Annotated in this window: 14 protein-coding genes; 6 read left to right on the top strand and 8 right to left on the bottom strand. The window is 71.1% G+C overall.

Annotation, left to right across the window (positions count from 1 at the left end; translation table 11 throughout):
• Positions 1-5: 5 nt before the first annotated feature.
• The 3 genes from ACIBQ1_RS22940 to ACIBQ1_RS22930 form a co-directional block, all read right to left on the bottom strand.
• Positions 6-656, bottom strand: a complete 651-nt coding sequence (locus ACIBQ1_RS22940) for a DUF2461 domain-containing protein (RefSeq protein WP_397280313.1) — start codon at positions 654-656, stop codon at positions 6-8.
• A gap of 34 nt (positions 657-690) precedes the next feature.
• Positions 691-1,488: a polysaccharide deacetylase family protein gene (locus tag ACIBQ1_RS22935; RefSeq protein WP_397280312.1), complete on the bottom strand. Its 798-nt coding sequence runs from the start codon at positions 1,486-1,488 to the stop codon at positions 691-693.
• Between the two features lie 578 nt (positions 1,489-2,066).
• Complete coding sequence (locus ACIBQ1_RS22930; RefSeq protein WP_397280311.1) at positions 2,067-2,642, bottom strand: helix-turn-helix domain-containing protein; 576 nt, start codon at positions 2,640-2,642, stop codon at positions 2,067-2,069.
• A 91-nt stretch (positions 2,643-2,733) separates the two neighbouring features.
• Here ACIBQ1_RS22930 and ACIBQ1_RS22925 point away from each other — a divergent pair, with 91 nt between their 5' ends.
• A complete protein-coding gene (locus ACIBQ1_RS22925) occupies positions 2,734-3,573 on the top strand; it encodes an EamA family transporter (protein ID WP_397280310.1) in 840 nt (279 codons plus the stop codon).
• Between the two features lie 19 nt (positions 3,574-3,592).
• Complete coding sequence (locus ACIBQ1_RS22920; RefSeq protein WP_397280308.1) at positions 3,593-4,537, top strand: anti-sigma factor RsbA family regulatory protein; 945 nt, start codon at positions 3,593-3,595, stop codon at positions 4,535-4,537.
• Positions 4,538-4,543: 6 nt separating this feature from the next.
• On the opposite strand, the gene ACIBQ1_RS22915 is transcribed toward ACIBQ1_RS22920, so the two are convergent.
• Entirely contained in the window at positions 4,544-5,131 is a 588-nt protein-coding gene (locus ACIBQ1_RS22915; RefSeq protein WP_397280306.1) for a sigma-70 family RNA polymerase sigma factor, read from the bottom strand.
• Positions 5,132-5,378: 247 nt separating this feature from the next.
• Here ACIBQ1_RS22915 and ACIBQ1_RS22910 point away from each other — a divergent pair, with 247 nt between their 5' ends.
• A complete protein-coding gene (locus ACIBQ1_RS22910; RefSeq protein WP_397280305.1) occupies positions 5,379-6,455 on the top strand; it encodes a PLP-dependent cysteine synthase family protein in 1,077 nt (358 codons plus the stop codon).
• 5 nt (positions 6,456-6,460) lie between these two features.
• Here the strand turns inward: ACIBQ1_RS22910 and ACIBQ1_RS22905 are convergent, their stop codons facing one another.
• Positions 6,461-7,438: an ABC transporter substrate-binding protein gene (locus ACIBQ1_RS22905; RefSeq protein ID WP_397280303.1), complete on the bottom strand. Its 978-nt coding sequence runs from the start codon at positions 7,436-7,438 to the stop codon at positions 6,461-6,463.
• A 104-nt stretch (positions 7,439-7,542) separates the two neighbouring features.
• Between ACIBQ1_RS22905 and ACIBQ1_RS22900 the strand changes: the two genes are divergently transcribed.
• From ACIBQ1_RS22900 to ACIBQ1_RS22890, 3 genes are read left to right on the top strand one after another with little or no spacing between them, the layout of a single operon-like run.
• Positions 7,543-8,577 carry a FecCD family ABC transporter permease gene (locus ACIBQ1_RS22900; protein WP_397280300.1) on the top strand — a complete coding sequence of 345 codons (1,035 nt, stop codon included), beginning with the start codon at positions 7,543-7,545 and terminating at the stop codon, positions 8,575-8,577.
• Positions 8,577-9,620 (top strand): FecCD family ABC transporter permease, encoded by a 1,044-nt coding sequence (locus tag ACIBQ1_RS22895; RefSeq protein ID WP_397280298.1) that lies wholly within the window; start codon positions 8,577-8,579, stop codon positions 9,618-9,620. The genes ACIBQ1_RS22900 and ACIBQ1_RS22895 overlap by 1 nt, the downstream gene beginning before the upstream one ends.
• A complete protein-coding gene (locus ACIBQ1_RS22890; protein WP_355380439.1) occupies positions 9,617-10,420 on the top strand; it encodes an ABC transporter ATP-binding protein in 804 nt (267 codons plus the stop codon). The genes ACIBQ1_RS22895 and ACIBQ1_RS22890 overlap by 4 nt, the downstream gene beginning before the upstream one ends.
• A gap of 1 nt (position 10,421) precedes the next feature.
• Here the strand turns inward: ACIBQ1_RS22890 and ACIBQ1_RS22885 are convergent, their stop codons facing one another.
• The 3 genes from ACIBQ1_RS22885 to smc form a co-directional block, all read right to left on the bottom strand.
• Positions 10,422-12,101 carry a tetratricopeptide repeat protein gene (locus ACIBQ1_RS22885; RefSeq protein ID WP_397280296.1) on the bottom strand — a complete coding sequence of 560 codons (1,680 nt, stop codon included), beginning with the start codon at positions 12,099-12,101 and terminating at the stop codon, positions 10,422-10,424.
• Positions 12,102-12,362: 261 nt separating this feature from the next.
• The gene (ftsY, locus tag ACIBQ1_RS22880; RefSeq protein ID WP_397280295.1) at positions 12,363-13,541 is read right to left on the bottom strand and encodes a signal recognition particle-docking protein FtsY; all 1,179 of its coding nucleotides are present in this window, start codon (positions 13,539-13,541) and stop codon (positions 12,363-12,365) included.
• 120 nt (positions 13,542-13,661) lie between these two features.
• A complete protein-coding gene (smc, locus tag ACIBQ1_RS22875) occupies positions 13,662-17,339 on the bottom strand; it encodes a chromosome segregation protein SMC (RefSeq protein ID WP_397280293.1) in 3,678 nt (1,225 codons plus the stop codon).
• Between the last annotated feature and the right edge of the window lie 10 nt (positions 17,340-17,349).

Genomic DNA, 17,349 nt, shown 5'->3' with positions numbered 1-17,349 from the left:
AGGGGTCAGCGGCGGGGGAGTTCGCTGGCGCGGACGTGGGCGCAGAGCCAGTCGAGCAAGGGCCCGTAGGCGCGCCACGTACGGGACACCCGCTCGCGCACCTCCGCCGTGTGCACCCACGGCTCCGGCTCCCAGCGCACCCCCGCGTACAGCGACTTGTGCCGCAGCAGCTCGATCCGCGGGTGGTCCTCCGAGAAGCCCCGCGGTTTGGTCTTGAGGCGCTCCCCGCCCAGCTCGTAGCCATCGCCCACGAGCGCCCCCGTGATCGACTCCAGGGGCTTGCCCGTCAGGTCCTCGTCCACCGCCGCCCGGTAGCGGGCCACCTGGTCCGGCGCCTGCGTGTAGAAGCCGCCGGCCGTGAACAACCCGGCCGCGCTCAGCTCCACGTAGAGCCCGATCCCCGGCTGGAGGTCCACGAAGGCACCCTGATGGGTCTTGTACGGCGACTTGTCCTTGGAGAAGCGCACGTCGCGATAGGGCCGGAAGAGCTGCGCCGCCCCGAACTCGGGAGCCAGCTCGTCCGTGAGCGCGAGCATCGGCTCCCGCACCGCCTCCTCGTAGAGGTGCTTGTGCCGCGTGAAGTAGGTCTTCGAGTTGTCCGCCTCGAGCCCCTCGTAGAACAGGAACGCCTCATCAGGGAAGCCGCTGAAACCCATGCCCCAAGGGTGCCATGCCGCGCCGGCACCTCCGTCACCGCTCGGTGTACGTGCGCCCCGGCGACGGCGTCCTGCCGTAGAGCTCCGAAACCGTGACGAACGTGAAGCCCTTCCGCGTCAGGATGTCGAGTATGGCGGGCACGGCCTCCACCGTCGTGCGGTGGATGTCGTGCAAGAGGACGATCGATCCGGGCTTGGCCTCACCGGCCCGCCGGGCCACCAGCGCGGGGACCCGGTTCAGCCAGTCGAGGGTGTCGACGTTCCAGAGGATCTGCGCCAGCCCCTCGCGGCGCGACTCCTCGGCGACGGCGTCGTTGGTCGACCCGTACGGCGGCCGCATGACGTGCATCCGCACCCCGGTCAGCTTCAACACGAGGTCGTCGGTGTGCCTGAGCTGCCGATGGACCGCGTCGCGCGACAGCCCGGCGAGGGCGGGGTGGCTCCAGGAGTGGTTGCCGAGCTCGTGGCCGTCCTCGGCGATGCGCCGGACGAGGCGGCCGTCCTTGTCGGCCGCCACCATCTGCCCGATGACGAAGAACGTGGCCTTGACGTCACGCTTGCGCAGCAGGTCGAGCAGCCACCCGGTGTACTCGCCGGGCCCGTCGTCGAAGGTCAGGGCCACGCACTTGAGCTTCGAGCAGTCGAACTTGCGGCTGCGTGGCCAGCCGGACCCGCGCTGCATGGACACCAGCCGCTTGGCCAGCACCGCCGGATCGACGACGGCCGCCTTGTACGGCACGATCGGCGTCGCGGTCTGGTGGCGGCGCGCCACCGAATAGGTGACACAGATCGCCAGAGCGAGCAGGGCCAGCGGCAAAGCCCATACGCGCATGGTTCCCCCCGAAACGCCGCGCGCGGGGGCCTATGGATAGTCCTGGACCGGTTTCCCCCGCAATTCCCTGGCCAGGTCGTCCCACCAGAGTGGGATATCGGCCTGCAGTTCCTTGTAGCGGCGCGCCACGCGCATGGCACATCCGACCGGATCCGTACCCAGATGCCGACGTTTCACCGGTCCTTCCTGCCAACGGTAAAAACCATCTCTATACCGAACGACCAGGCCTATCCATACCGAGATAGTCGCTCCATCCCCCACCTCGTACGAGCTGGTGACGCCCAGAGCGCGAAGCTCCGCCTGGAGCTTCTCTGTCGCCGCTAGGGCCTCACTCACACGCCACTCCCTGCCCACGTTCCGCCACACCAAGGATGTACCCAACAACGGGCAACAGCCGTCCAAAGCCTGGATTGACCTGCTCCCGCCCTGATGAACGGGGATTCCCGTGCCCTTACGCGGCGGCTCGCGGCGCGGATCGCGCGCGGCGAGCCTTGGAACGGGGTGCTTGGCACTTCACGGACCCGGCCGGGACACCTAGATTACTGGCTGTTACCGATCTTTTCCACAGTGTTCCGAGCTCATTGGTCGTGAGCCTCATGCGGCTCCGCGACCACCATCACGAACCTGAGGTCCTCGGTGCCCCGGTTGGCATAACGATGGGGCCGATCGGCGGTGAAGAGCACCGCGTCGTCCTTGCCGATCACGTGGCTCTTGCCGTAGACGGTGAGCGTCAGCTCCCCGTCCAGCACGGTCAGCATCTCGCGGGTGCCCGGCGGGTGGGCGTCGCCGTCGTGGTGCTCGCCGGGCGGCAGCAGCCAGTCCCACAGCTCCAGGATCATCGGCACGTCGGCGCCGACCAGCAGCCGCGCCCGCACGTCCCCCTGGTCGAACGTGACCACGTCGGCCTTGTTCACGATCCGCACCGTCGGCACGTCGGCGACCTCGACGAGCCGGGCCACGGTGACGCCCAGGGCCGAGGCGATCCGGGTGAGCGTGGAGACGCTCGGGTTCGTCCTGCCCTGCTCCACCTGCACCAGCATGCCCCTGCTCACCCCCGACCTGGCGGCGAGGGCGTCCAGCGTCAGCCCCCGGTGCGCCCGCTGGGCCCGGACGTTGTTCGCGATGGCCTGGTTGATCAGGTCTGGATCTTCCACGCAGTGCAGTCTAGTGAATTCCATTTGCAGTGGAATGTACTCTATGTGTTGTACTGACAGTGCAACCTGTTGAACCGAAGGAGGTACACCGGTGACGGTGATTCTGGCGACCGCCTGCGCCGTGGTCTACGGCACGGCCGACTTCTTCGGCGGCCTGGCCACCCGGCGCTCCCAAGTGCTGTCGGTCGTCGTGCTGTCGCAGATCGCGGGCCTGGCACTGATCCTCGCCCTGCTTCCACTGCTGCCCGGCACGCCGAGCGCCGCCGCCCTGTCGTGGGGCCTGACGGCGGGACTGTCGGGCGCGGCCGGGCTGGTGCTGTTCTACCGGGCGCTGGCCACGGGCGTCATGTCGGTGGTCGCCCCGGCGACCGCGGTCACCTCGGCGGCGCTGCCCGTGGTGTTCGGGCTGGCGACAGGCGAGCGGCCCGAGTTCTGGGCGCTGGTGGGCGTGGCGCTGGCGCTCTGCGCGGTGCTGCTGGTCAGCCAGGACAAGTCCACGGACCGGCGGGGCTCGCTCGCCTCGGTGCTGACCGCGCTGGCCGCCGGGGCCGGGTTCGGCGGCTTCTTCATCCTGCTGTCCATGGCCCCGCCCGAGGCCGGTCTGTGGCCGCTGGTCGGCGCCAGAATGTCGTCCATCACGACGGTGGCGCTGCTGGCCCTGATCACGCGGCGCGCGCTCAGGCCGGCCCCGGGCTCCCTGCACATCATCGTGGCGGCGGGCGTGCTCGACATGGTGGCCAACGTGCTCTACCTGCTGGCCCAGCGGGACGGCCTGCTCAGCCTGGTCGCCGTGCTCGTCTCGCTCTACCCCGCGAGCACCCTGCTGCTGGCCAGGCAGGTGCTGGGAGAGCGCCTGCGGTCCATCCAGGTGACCGGTGTGGCCTGCGCGCTCGGGGCGGTGGCGTTGATAGCCGTTGCGCAGCACCTCTAGCGCTTGCTACGTTTCGCCCGTGCGCCCCGACCGGGCACGTTCCGACGGCGAGTCGCTGCGCCACATCGCGGTGCCGCACGACTCGGACGAGGCCTTTGTGAGGCTCGCCACGCCGCGCGTGCGCTCCGCCCTCGACGAGGGCAGGCACGTGCTGGTGATCACGTGCGCGGACAAGCTCGACCTGCTGCACGACGCCCTCGGCCGCGACGCCGGGCGCATCGACAGCAGGGTCTCCACCGGCTGGTACGCGCACCCGTACCGCACCCTGGCCGCCTATCACGAGTACACCCGCGACCGCCGCACCCTCGTCATCGGCGAGCCGGACTGGCAGGGCCGGAGCGAGCGCGACATCAGGGAGCTGATCCGCTACGAGTCCCTGGTCAACGCCGCGCTCCGCCCGGCGGCGACGATCATGCTCTGCCTGTACGACGTGCGCCGCGCCCCCGAGAGCGCGCTCGACTTCGGCCCCGTCAGCCACCCCTACCTGCTGGGCGCGGACGGCGAAGCGGCCAGCACCCGCTTCGTCGAGCCCCACGAGCTGGTCCTGAACGGCGACCGCGCCCCCCTGCCCGAGCCGCCCGACGGCGCCGAGGCCATCCCTTTCACCGCCCGCGAGCTGAAGCGGCTGCGCCAGAGCGTGGGCGACTACGCCAGAGCGGTCGGCATGGACCGCAACCTGATCACCTCGCTCGTGATCAGCGTGTCCGAGATCGCCGCGAACAGCATCGAGCACGGCGCCGGGCACGGCATGGTCACGATATGGATGAGCGAAGGGGAGCTGGTCTGCGAGATCGCCGACCCCGGCGGCACCCTGGACGACCCGTTACCCGGCTATATACCACCCGAGCCCGAATCCCCACGGGGATACGGGCTCTGGATCAGCCGGCAGCTCTGCGATCTCGTGCAGCTGCGCAATGAAGGCGGCGTGTTACGCGTCCGCCTTCATTTCATGATGGGGTCGTAGGGGTCTTCAGGCGGCGGCCCGCTGGGCGGGGAGCCGTACGGCGCCTTCCTCGCGGGCGTACTCCTCCAGCATGCCGCGCAGCTGGCGGCGGCCACGGTGGAGGCGGGACATGACGGTGCCGATGGGCGTGCCCATGCGCTCGGCGATCTCCTTGTACGCGAACCCTTCCACGTCGGCCAGGTAGACCGCGACGCGGAAGTCCTCGGGCAGCGAACGCAGGGCGTTCATCACGACGTTGTCGGGCAGCCGGTCGAGCGCCTCGGTCTCGGCCGAGCGCAGGCCGGTCGAGCTGTGCGACTCGGCGGCGTGCAGCTGCCAGTCCTCGACGTCCTCGGCGGCCGACAGCTTGGGCGAACGCTGCTTCTTGCGGTAGTCGTTGATGAAGTTGTTGGTGAGGATCCGGTGCAGCCACGCCTTGAGGTTGGTGCCCTCCCGGAACTGGTGATACGACGTGTACGCCTTCGCCACCGTCTCCTGCACCAGGTCCTCCGCGTCAGCGGCGTTGCGGGTCAGGCGCATGGCGGAGGCGAACAGCTGCGACGTCACGGGCACGACATCGCGCTCGAACCAGTCCTGACGCTGCTCATCGGTCATAGTGATCAATTCATTCCCCCTTGCGCTATCCCCCGTTTCGGCACAAGCCGCCTGCGGGCGGTTTCCATCATGGCAAGTCCCAGGTAAGGGACGCGTTAGAGGCTCCGCCTTGGTCAGAGGGGGTTTCCGTCCATCTGCTCGCGGCGTGTGTGGTCACGTCCACGGCCGGACAAGTCTCAGTATCATAACACTAACCACCCAATTTCGCAGTAATAGTGGCAAGAGTCACATGGGATAGCGTATGGCCATGAGTTTCGTGGACCGTCACGACCCTGCCGCGCGACACTGGGTGACAGACGCCATACGCAAGGTCGAGGCCGATGCCAACCGTAGTTGCGACACACATCTGCACGTCTTTCCGCTGCCCTCGCACTGGGGTGTAAACCTCTACTTGAAAGACGAGTCGGTGCACCCGACAGGTTCACTGAAACATCGACTTGCCCGGTCCTTGTTCCTCTACGGCCTGGCCAACGGCTGGATCGGACCCACCACGACGATCGTGGAGGCGTCGAGCGGATCCACGGCCGTGAGCGAGGCGTACTTCGCCCGGCTGCTGGGCCTGCCGTTCATCGCGGTCATGCCCGCGTCCACGTCGCCGGAGAAGTGTCATCTCATCGAGTTCTACGGCGGGAAGTGTCACCTCGTGACCGACCCCGGCGCGATCTATGACGAATCTCACCGTCTGGCCGCCGAGACCGGCGGCCACTTCATGGACCAGTTCACCTACGCGGAGCGGGCGACCGACTGGCGTGGGAACAACAACATCGCCGAGTCCATCTATTCCCAGCTGTCCATGGAGCCCCATCCGGAGCCGTCGTGGATCGTGGTGGGCGCCGGCACCGGCGGCACGTCGTCGACCATCGGCCGCTACATCCGCTACCGCCGCCACCCCACCCGCCTCGCCGTCGTCGACCCGGAGGGCTCGGCCTTCTACCCGAGCTGGGTCCACGGCGACACGTCGGCCACCGCGCGGGGCTCCCGCATCGAGGGCATCGGCCGCCCGCGCGTGGAGCCCTCGTTCCAGCCGTCCGTCATCGACCGCATGATCGCCGTCCCCGACGCCCGCTCGATCGCCGCCATGCACTGGACCCGCGAGGTCACGGGCCTGAACGTCGGCGGCTCCACCGGCACGAACATGGCGGCCTGCGCGGACCTCATCCAAGAGATGCGCTCGGCGGGCGAGCAGGGCAGCATCGTCACGCTGATCTGCGACAGCGGCGACCGCTACCGGGGCACGTACGGCAACCCGCGCTGGCTCGCGGACCAGGGCCTGGACGTCGATCCCCACCTGGCGGAGCTCCGCGCGTTCCTCAGCGCCCCGTAGACGGATCAGGCCCTCGCGGGGTCCACGGAGAAGAGCTTGGCCACGTCGTCCAGGATCGCGTGAGCGCCCTGGATGCCCACCGCGGTCATCCAGGTCAGGTCGCTGACGTCGTGCTTCTCGCCCTTGAGCTTGCCCCAGAGCGGGTTGTTCACGAACTTCTCCTTGGACCCTTCGGCCGACGGATCCTGATATGTCGCGACGAAGATGTGGTCGGCGTCCAGGTCCGGGATCCGCTCCTGGCTGACGTCCACCGCGATGGCGTCCTGCTTGGTCGGCTGCCCCTCGGGCCGCGGGAACCCGACGTCCTTCAGCACCAGCCCGGAATAGGACTTCTCGACGTACAGCCGGACCGTCGGCTCGCCGGCGAACCGGACGACCGAGATCGTCGGCAGCTCGCCGTCCTTCGCCTTGACGGCCGCGCCGATCTTGGCCGCCCGTCCCTCGTACTCCTTGATCCTGGTGTCGGCGAGTTCCTCCTTGCCCAGGGCCTGTCCCATGAGCCGGATGTTCTCCTTCCAGATGGCTCCGGTGGTCTCGCTGAAGACGGTCGGCGCGATCTTGGACAGCTTGTCGTACAGGGCCTCGTGCCGGACCTTCGCCGAGACGATCAGGTCGGGCTTGAGCGCCATGATCTTCTCCAGGCTCGGCTGCTCCAGCGTGCCGACCGGGGTGGCCTCCTTGCCGTACTGCTCGGCGACGGTCCCCAGGTAGGCGGGCAACTTGTCGTCGAGTGACCGGTACGTCGTGTACCCCACCACCGGCGTCTCCAGCGTGAGCACCGCGTCGACGAAGCTCTGGTCGAGCGCCACCACCCGCTTCGGCTGGGCCGGGATCACGGTCTCGCCCATCGCGTGCTTGACCGTTCTGAACGGGGCGCCGGAGGCGGGAGCGGCCCCGGCGCCCCCGCCGGAAGAACCGGAAGTCCCGCAGGCCGCGAGCCCCGCCACGAGGAGAGCGCCGGCCAGCACGCGCAACTGTCTCATCAGATCCCTTTCCCGAATCCAAAAATAAGGTAACCCTAAATTAGGTTAGCCCTGCCTAAGCTGGCATACTTCAGCGAGATCGAGCAACGTTGAGGAGGACGTGGGTGAGTACGACCGCTGCGGCCCCGCGCCTCCATGGCATCCGGCACAGGCGGCTCACGGTTCTCCTCGTCCTGCTGGCCGCCGTGCTGGTCGCGATCGTGCTGAGCATCACGATCGGCTCCAAGTCCGTGCCACTGACGGACGCCTGGCACGCCCTCACCGCCCCCACCGGCACCGACAACGACATCGTCATCCGTTCGCTCCGCGTCCCCAGGACCGTTCTGGGCATCCTCGCCGGGATCGCGCTCGGCGTGGCGGGCGCGCTCATGCAGGGCCACACCCGCAATCCGCTCGCCGACCCGGGCCTGCTCGGCGTCACGCAGGGGGCGGCGTTCGCGATGGTGTCCTCGATCATCCTGCTGGGCACGTCGAGCCTGCTCGCCTACATCTGGTTCGGCCTGGCGGGCGCGCTGATCGCCAGCGTCGGGGTGTTCGCGCTGGGCATGGTGGGCGGCAGGGGCGGCCCGACCCCGGTCACGCTGGCGCTGGCGGGCACCGCCGTGAGCGCCCTGCTGTACGCGCTGACCTCGGCCATCGTGCTGCTGGACGAGCAGGCCATGGACGTCTTCCGCTTCTGGCAGGCCGGCTCGATCGCGGCCAGGGGCGCGGACGTGGTCTGGCAGGTGCTGCCGTTCATCCTCGTCGGCCTGGTGCTCGCGATGGCCAACGCGAGCGGCCTGAACGCGCTCTCCCTCGGCGAGGACGTGGCCAGGAGCCTCGGCCAGAACATCTCCAGGACCCGCACCATCGGCGTCGCCGCGGTCACCCTGCTGACGGGCGCGTCCGTCGCGGCCTGCGGCTCGCTGGCGTTCGTGGGCCTGATCGTGCCCCACCTGGTCCGCCCGCTGTCGGGCACCGACCACCGGTGGCTGCTGCCGTTCTCGGGGCTGGTCGGCGCGGCCCTGCTGCTGTTCGCCGACGTGATCGGCCGCGTGGTCGCCCCGCCCGGAGAGCTGGAGGTGGGCGTGGTGCTCGCGCTGCTCGGCGCGCCGTTCTTCGTCGCGCTCGTCAGGCGCAGGAAGCCGGTGCGACTGTGATGACCGCTCTGTCCCTCCGCGTCGGCACCGTGTCCTGGCGGGTACGGCTGCGCGGCGTCGCCGTCAGCCTGACCGGCCTCGCCCTGATCGCCCTGCTCATGGCCATGAACATGCGCATCGGCGAGATCCGGATGACGCTGTCGGAGGTGATCTCCGGCACGTTCGACGTCGACAGCGCCGCCCACTTCGTCATCATGGAGTTGCGCCTGCCGCGCGCCCTCACCGGCGCCCTGGTCGGGGCCGCGCTCGCGCTGTCCGGCGCGATCATCCAGTCGATCGCGCGCAACCCGCTGGCCAGCCCCGAGATCCTCGGCGTCACCACCGGCGCCTCCGTCACGGTCGTGGCCGGCGTCGTGGCCAGCGGCACCGCGTACGGCGGCACCAGCGGCCTGCTGGCCACCGTCGGCATCCCCGCGCTGGCCCTGCTCGGCGGCCTGATCGGCGCGGCGGTCGTGTACGGGCTGGCGTGGCGGCGCGGCCTGGACGGCTATCGCCTGGTCCTGGTCGGCATCGGCGTGGCCGCCGTGTTCACGAACATCAAGTTCTGGCTGCTGACCGTCGGCGACGTCAACGACACCGGCCGCGCCATGGTCTGGATCAGCGGCTCGCTCAACGGCCGCGGCTGGGAGCACGTGCTGCCCACCGCGCTGGCCCTGGCCGTGCTGGTGCCGCTGACCCTGCTCGGCACCCGCTCCCTCGACGCCCTGCGCTTCGGTGACGACACGGTGGCCGCGCTCGGCGTCCGCACCAACCTGGCCCGGGCCCTGATGATCCTGGCGGCCGTGCTGCTGGCCGCCGTGGCCACCGCCTCCGCCGGGCCGATCGCGTTCGTGGCCCTGGCCTCGCCGCAGATCGCGCTCCGGCTCACCCGCTCCGCCCAGCCGCCGCTGCTGTGTTCGGCGGTCGTGGGCGCCGTGCTCACCACCGCCGCCGATCTGATCGCCAGGACCGCGTTCTCCCCGCTGGAGCTCCCGGTCGGCATCGTCACGGCGGTGCTGGGCGCCCCTTACCTGATTCACCTGATCTGGAGGTCACGCAAATGAGGCTGCAGGCCGCCGGCGTCAAGCTCGGGTACGGCGAACGGCTGGTGGTCGACGGGCTCGACCTCGGCATCGAGGCGGGCACGGTGACCACGATCATCGGCCCCAACGGTTGCGGCAAGTCCACGTTGCTGCGCGCGCTCGGCCGCCTGCTCAAGCCCCAGGGCGGCGAGGTGCTGCTGGACGGCAAGCGCATCGACAAGATCCCCACCCGCGAGGTGGCCAAGATCCTCGGCGTGCTCCCCCAGGCGCCCAGCGCCCCCGAAGGGCTGACCGTGGCCGACCTGGTGGCCAGGGGCAGGCATCCGCACCAGACCTGGTACCGGCAGTGGTCCTCCGACGACGAGGGCGCGGTCGCCGCCGCCCTGGACATGACGGGCCTGGCCGACCTGGCGGAACGGCCGCTGGACGAGCTGTCGGGCGGGCAGCGGCAGCGGGCGTGGATCTCCATGGCCCTGGCCCAGGGCACGGATCTGCTGCTGCTCGACGAGCCGACCACGTTCCTGGACCTGGCGCACCAGGTGGAGGTGCTGGAGCTCGTACGGCACCTGCACCAGGAGGCGGGCCGCACGGTCGTCATGGTCCTGCACGACCTCAACCTGGCCGCCCGCTACGCCGACCGGCTGGTGGCCATGCGCGCCGGGCGGGTGGTCGCCGCGGGCGCCCCGCACGAGGTGCTGACCGAGGACCTGCTGGGCGAGGTGTTCGAGCTGGACGCCAAGGTCATCGAGGACCCGGTGGCGGGGACGCCGCTCGTGGTGCCGATCCGGCCGCGTTCACATCCCGCGCAACCGCGAGCCTGAGTCACAGCTCAGCCAGCGCCCGCCCGACCTCCTCGTCCCCGGGAGCCAGCTCCGCGGCCCGGAGCAGGTCGTCCCTGGCCTTGTCCGCCAGCCCCGCGGCCCGGTAGACCACGGACCTGTTGAACAGCAGTTCGGCCGTCTCCTCCAGCTTGAGCGCGTGCGTCAGGTCGGCCAGGGCCGCGTCGTGCTCGCCGCGCTCGAAGGCCAGCTCGGCCCGGCCCGCCCAGGCCGCCACCAGCTCGGGGGCGGCCTCCAGCGCCCCGTCGAACGCGGTCCGCGCCTCCGGGTGCCTGCCCTCGGCCAGCTCCACCTGCCCGAGCACGCACATCAGGTGGGGGTCGCGCGGCGTCAGCCCCAGCCCGCGCAGCACGTCCTCCCTGGCCCGCGCGTAGTCCCCCATCGCCACGTCGATCCCGCTGCGGTTCACGTACGCGGGCGCGAACTCGGGGTCCAGCTCCAGCGTGTGGTCCAGGTCGGCGCGGGCCCCTTCGAGGTCGCCCGCCGCGAACCGGACCTCGGCCCGGTTGTAGTACGCCTCGGGGAAGGGCGGGCTGAGCCGCATGACCGCCTCGTAGTCGGCCAGCGCCTCGTCCGAGCGGCCGAGCCGGTGCAGGAGGTTGCCGCGTTCGAGGTAGTAGTCGGGATAGCCGGGATCCGCCTCGACGGCCCGCGTGTAGCCGGCCAGCGCCTCCTCGGTCCTGCCCGCCATGGCCAGGAGCTGCGCCCTGTTGGCGTGCAGCACGAGCCGGTGGATCGGGTGCTCGCCGGCCAGGTCCGTCTCGGCCAGGTCGATGGCCTGCCGGACGAGTTCCGTCGCCGACTCGTACCGGCCCCTGCGCACCTCGACCAGGGCCTTGCCGTTGAGGTCGAACCCGAGGTGGAAGGCCCGCTCGCGGCGGTCCGGCAGCAGCGACGTGATCGTGATCGCCTCGTTGATCCAGGCCAGGGCCTGCTCGGGGTCGCGTCTGGCGGGGTCGTGGTGGCGTACGAGGATCATGGCGGTGGCGTACGCGATGGTCGCGCGGTGCTTGGGGTCGGTGCTCACGCGCCTGGCCCGGTCGTAGAGCTCGCGGGCCTCGTCCTCGCGCTCGACGGCCTCCAGAGCGCCGGCGACGCGCTGCAGGAGGTGCTGCCAGCCCTCCGGGTCGTCCTCGTACGCCATCCCGCGCAGCACGGCTAGGCCCGACTCGGCCATGGCGTGGTGGAAGCCCTCGTCGCGGTAACGGTCGAAGTCGGCGCGCAGCGGCCCGGCGCTCGGGGCCGACGGGCCCTCGTCGATGCGGAGCAGCCCCGGGTCGAGCCTGCGCCGCAGCACGGCCACCAACTCGGCGTCGGTGTGGTCGGCCTCGCCCAGGTTCGTCACGGTGAGCGCGAGCGGGCCCGCGCCGCGCAGGTGGTCGCGGACGAACTCGGCCAGTCCGTTCGCGATCCGGAGACTGCGCCGGGCGCCGGGCACGAGGATGCGCTGCCCCCTCGGCAGGGTGTCGGCCAGCGAGCTCCTGCGCTCGGGGACGCACCCGCGTAATCGCGGCGCGGCGGCGCGGATTTCGATGTCGTGCGCGGCGACCAGCTCTTCCGATCGGCGCTCCAACGCCCGGGGAACGAGGTGGCCGAGAAGCCCGGCGGCAAAAGTGTAGGGGCCGGCGATGCGGCGGTCGGCGTCAAGAGAGATCGTGTCCACGGAAGCCCTTTTTCCGTCGTGGCCGGCGCCCCACGAGACGCCGGCCGGGCGGCTCAGGCGCTGTGCCTCGGCGCGGCCGCGGCGGTCGGCTTCACGGTTCCTGGCCGGTGAACGACGATCTTCTTCATGGCGCCCCTTTGCGCGGAACGAGCGATCATTGATGACCGCTACATGTCAGCACATAGAAAAGCCTTCGAACAATTGTTTATCTGGTAAGGGCTATTTCTCCAACAATTACCGCGTGCCCGGAATCGTTTCGCGTCAGTCGCCCAGGATCGCGTCCACGAACACCTCGGGGTCGAACGGCGCCAGGTCGTCGGGCCCCTCGCCCAGCCCCGCGAGCTTGACCGGCACCCCCAGCTCCCGCTGCACGGAGATCACGATGCCGCCCTTGGCGGTGCCGTCGAGCTTGGTCAGCGCGATGCCTGTGATGTTGACCACCTCGGCGAACACCTGGGCCTGGCGCATGCCGTTCTGGCCCGTGGTGGCGTCGAGGACGAGCAGCACCTCGTCGACCGTGGCCTTCTTCTCGATGACCCGCTTGACCTTGCCCAGCTCGTCCATGAGGCCGGTCTTGGTGTGGAGGCGGCCCGCGGTGTCGACGATCACGACGTCGACCTTCTCCTCGATGCCCCTGGCGACGGCGTCGAACGCCACCGAGGCCGGGTCGCCGCCCTCGGGGCCGCGCACGACGTCGGCGCCCACCCGCTCGCCCCAGGTCTGGAGCTGGTCGGCCGCGGCGGCGCGGAACGTGTCGGCCGCGCCGAGCACGACCCTCTTCCCGTCGCCGACGAGCGAACGGGCGAGCTTGCCGGTGGTGGTGGTCTTGCCGGTGCCGTTGACGCCCACGATGAGGGCCACCGCGGGCCGCTCGCCGTGCTTCTGGATCTGGAGCGTGCGGTCGAGGTCGGGGTTGATCTGGGCCAGCAACTCCGCGCGCAGCAGACCGCGCAGCTCCTCGGGGGTGCGGCTGCCCAGCACCTTGACCTTGGTGCGCAGGTCGTCGACGATCACGCGGGTCGGCGCGACGCCGACGTCGGCGGTGATCAGCTTCTCCTCGACCTCGTCCCACACGTCGTCGTCGAGGCGGTCGCGGGATAGCAGCTCTAGCAGCCCGCGCCCGAGGGCGCTCTGCGAGCGCGCCAGCCGCGAGCGCAGCCGCACCATCCGGCCCGCGGACGGCGGCGGCACCTCGATCTCCGGCTTGACGACGACCGGCTCGGCGGGCTTGACCGGTGGCGGCAGCGTGGTGGTCGCGCCCTCGCCCTCCTCGCCCGCCGCTCCCGCGGGCCGCTCCTCCTGCTCGGGAAGCACGGGCGTCTCTGGCGGCTCGACCGGCGGGGCCGCTCTGCGACCCGGCTTGAAGTACAGCAGAAGGCCGCCGGCCGCCAGCAGGGCGACGACGGCCACGATCACTATGACGCCGAGGTAACCATCCACAAGATGTCAGTTTTCCAGATCGACCGGCATGGTCATGCCCAAGGCGCGCCCTGACCCGGTCCTTTGGGGTGGGAGGAGGGCAAATACGGCCGAACTGCCGCCAGGCACGCGCGGCCGGGGTCAGGCAGGTTCGCGTTCGCGGAGGCGCTGGCTGACCACCTGCGTCACGCCGTCGCCGCGCATCGAGACGCCGTAGAGCGCGTCGGCGATCTCCATCGTGCGCTTGTTGTGCGTGATGACGATCAGCTGCGAGCTCTGCCGCAACTCCTCGAACAACGTCAGCAGCCGCTGCGTGTTGGTGTCGTCGAGCGCCGCCTCGACCTCGTCCATCACGTAGAACGGCGACGGCCGCGCCTTGAAGATGGAGATCAGGAACGCCACGGCGGTCAGCGACCGCTCCCCGCCCGACAGCAGCGACAGCCGCTTGACCTTCTTGCCCGGCGGCCTGGCCTCCACCTCGATCCCGGTGGTCAGCATGTCGGCCGGCTCGGTCAGCACCAGCCGGCCGTCCCCGCCCGGGAACACCCTGGTGAAGATCTGCTCGAACTCCCGGGCCACGTCCTCGTACGCCGAGGCGAACATCTGCTCCACCCGGTCGTCGACCTCCTTGACCACGGTCAGCAGGTCGCGCCTGGTCTTCTTGAGGTCCTCGAGCTGCGAGGTGAGGAACGCGTGCCGCTCCTCCAGCGCCGCGAACTCCTCCAGGGCAAGGGGGTTGACCTTGCCGAGCTGGTTCATCTGCCGCTCGGCGGCCCTGGCCCGCTTCTCCTGCTCCTCCCGCACGAACGGCACGGGCGGGTCGCCGGGGACCGGGACCTCGGGCCCGTACTCGGAGATCAGGGCCTCGATCTCGACCCCGAACTCCTCCAGCGCCCGCTGCTCCATCTGCTCCAGCCGCAGCCGCTGCTCGGTGCGGGCGACCTCGCTGCCGTGCACGCGGTTGACCAGCTTGTCCAGCTCCTGGCCGAGCTCGCGGACGCGCAGGCGTACCTGCTTGAGCTCGGCGTCGACGGCGACCCTGGCGAGGTCGGCCTCGTCGCGTTCCCGCTGCGCGAGCCGGATGGAGGACTCCAGTGCCCCGAGCACCTGCTTGGCGCCCTTGCTGACGGCCTCGGCCACGGCGGCCTGCCGGCGGCGCGTGGCGCGCTGGGCGGCGGCCTGGGCGCGCTCCTGGCGCTCGCGCTGAGCGGCCCGGACGAGCCCGTCGGCGCGGCCCTCGATGCCCTTGACGCGTTCCTCGGCGGTGCGGACCTGGAGCCGGGTGTCCATCTCGCGCTGCCTGGCGGCCTCGCAGGCGCCGGCCAGGTCGTCGCGCAGGTCGGTGGTGGGCTCGGACTCCAGCTCCTGGGCGTATTCGGCCTCGGCCAGGCGGATCTCCAGCTCGGCCAGCTCCTCCAGCCCTTCCGCGCGGGACTCCTCCGCCCTGGTGACGCTCCCGGCCAGGCGTTCGGCCTCGTCGTGGGCGGCGTTGGCGGCGGCCTCCAACTGGGCCAGCCGCTTGGCTGCGGCGGCGTTGCGCTGGTCGGCCTCCCGCTGGCGGCCCCGGACCTGGTCGAGGGTCCCCTGGGCGGCGCTCACACCCGCCTGGGCGGTGGTGACGGCGGTCTGGGCCTCGTTGACCTTCGCCTGGGCGGCCTCCAGCGCCGCCTGGGCCGCCTGCTCCTGCTCGATCGCCTGGTCGAGGGCGGCGGCGGTCTCCTCCGCCCGGCTCTCGGCCGCCTCCAGGTCTCGTACGGCCTCGTCGAACGCGGCCCGCACCTGGAGCACGGAGGTGCCGCCCTCGGAGCCGCCGCTGGCCAGGTGCGCGCCCACCAGGTCGCCCGCCTTGGTGACCGCCCTGAGCCCGGGATGGCTCTCGACGACCGCGCGGGCGGCCTCCAGGTCCTCCACGACCACGACGTCCGCGAGCACGTGGTCGAGGGCGGGCCGCAGGTGGTCGGGGACCGTGACGAGGTCGGCGGCCCACCGGCCGCCCTCGGGAGCCGTCGAGCGGGAGCGCCGCGCCCCGTCCTCCGCCCCGACCAAGAGGGTCGCCCGGCCCGAGCCCTGGGTGCGCAGCAGGTCGAGGGCCTCGACGGCGGTGTCGAGGGTCTTGACCGCGACGGCCTCGGCGACAGGGCCGAGCACGGCCGCCACCGCCGGCTCCGCGCCGGGGGTGACCCGCATCGAGGCGGCCAGCGGCCCCAGCACCCCGGCCAGGTCCGCGTCCAGCAGGGCCGCGCCGCCGTCGCCCTTGGCCAGCCCCAGCTCCAGGGCGTCTCGGCGGGCGATCAGAGCGGCCACGGACCGCTGGGCGTCCTGGTCGGCGGCGCGCGCGGTGGACATACCGGACTTGGCGGCCTGCAAGGCGGCGCGCGGCGCGTCGAGGCCCGACTTGGCCTCGTCGGCCGCCGCCCGCGCCTCGTCGGCGACCGCCTTGGCCTCCTCCACCACTGCCTGCGCCGTGGCCAGCTCCTCCGCGAGCGCCGGATCGACCGCGGGCTCCTCCAGCCGCTGCGCCTCCAGGTCCTCCCTGGCCCGCCGCTCGCGTTCGGCCGCGCCGGCCACGGACTGCTGGAGCCGCCCGATCTCCTCCTCGGCGGCCCGCGTCCGGCTCCGTACGGAATCGACCTGACCGCGCAGCTTGGCCAGCCCTTCGCGGCGGTCGGCGGCGGCGCGGGCGGCCAGGGCGAGGCGGTGCTCCTCGGCGCTCAGCTCGGCCTCGGCCTCGGCCCGCCGCTGGACGGCCTCCTCCAGCAGCTCCTGCGCCTGCTCCAGCTCGGCCCTGAGGATCAGCTCCCGCTCGCGCACCTCGGCCGCCTCGCGTTCGAGGTCCTCGGGGTCGCGGCCGCGGCGGTCGATGGCGGCGGCGTCGAGCGCGTGCCGGTGGCGCTCGGCGGCGAGCTGCGCCAGGCCCGTGATCCGCTCGCGCAGCGACGAGAGCCGGAAGTACGTCTCCTGCGCCGCGCTCAGCCGGGGCTGCGTCTCGGCCTCGGCCGTCTCCAGGGCCGCCTCGCGCTGCTGGCCCTCCGCCAGCTCGGCCTCGACCTGGTTGCGCCTGGCCGTGATCGCGGCCTCGTCGGCGGCCTCGCGCGCCAGCGTCGTGCGCAGGATGCTCACGTCGTCGGCCAGCAGCCGCAGCCGGGCGTCACGCAGGTCGGCCTGGATGACGGCGGCCTTGCGGGCGATCTCCGCCTGCCGGCCCAGCGGCTTGAGCTGGCGGCGCAGCTCGGTGGTGAGGTCCTGCACGCGGGTCAGGTTGGCCTGCATGGAGTCGAGCTTGCGCAGCGCCTTTTCCTTGCGCTTGCGGTGTTTGAGCACGCCGGCGGCCTCTTCGATGAAGGCCCGCCGGTCCTCGGGCCCCGCGTGCAGAACGGCGTCGAGCTGGCCCTGGCCGACGATCACGTGCATCTCGCGGCCGATGCCGGAGTCGGACAGCAGCTCCTGGATGTCGAGCAGGCGGCAGGTGTCGCCGTTGATCGCGTATTCGCTCTGCCCCGACCTGAACATCAGCCGGCTGATCGTGACCTCGGTGTAGTCGATCGGCAGCGCGCCGTCGGTGTTGTCGATGGTCAGCGTCACCTCGGCGCGCCCGAGCGGCGGCCTGGAAGAGGTGCCGGCGAAGATGACGTCCTCCATCTTGCCGCCGCGCAGCGACTTGGCGCTGTGCTCGCCCATGACCCAGGCCAGGGCGTCGACGACGTTGGACTTTCCCGAGCCGTTGGGGCCGACGACGCAGGTGATGCCCGGCTCGAAACGCAGGGCGGTCGCGGAGGCGAAAGACTTGAAGCCGCGCAGGGTGAGGGTCTTCAAATACAAGCGCGACCCC

It is taken from the genome of Nonomuraea sp. NPDC050153 (genome assembly GCF_044460125.1).
In the GTDB taxonomy this organism is placed as follows: Bacteria; Actinomycetota; Actinomycetes; order Streptosporangiales; family Streptosporangiaceae; genus Nonomuraea.
The sequence above is the reverse complement of the archived record's forward strand: the minus strand, read 5'-3'. Positions and strand labels throughout refer to the sequence as shown.